We start from the raw sequence: 263 nt of genomic DNA, 5'->3' as shown, positions 1-263 counted from the left end.
GGATCACCGCCGCGCGCGGCGACCACGAACGGTCGGCGCTGCTGCTGGGCGCCGTGAGCGCCCTGGTCCGGAGCGTCAGCACCGCCCCCGGCCCCGAGTTCGGCGAACACCACGTGCGGTGCGCGGAGGCGGTCGCCGGTGCCCTGAGCCGTGAGGTCCACCTGAAGGCTCTCGCGGACGGCAGCCGCCACGACAGCCCGGCCCAGGCCATCCAACTCGCCCTGCGGCCACGGGACACCGCGCCCCCCGCGCCCCCCGCACCC

Annotated in this window: 1 pseudogene; it reads left to right on the top strand. The window is 77.9% G+C overall.

The features are described from left to right. Window positions 1-263, top strand: a pseudogene (locus tag AOK08_RS46800) (LuxR family transcriptional regulator); the annotation flags it as partial.

Origin of the sequence: Streptomyces graminilatus, from assembly GCF_001418565.1 — a bacterium.
Classification (GTDB): Bacteria; Actinomycetota; Actinomycetes; order Streptomycetales; family Streptomycetaceae; genus Streptomyces; species Streptomyces graminilatus.
The sequence above is the reverse complement of the archived record's forward strand: the minus strand, read 5'-3'. Positions and strand labels throughout refer to the sequence as shown.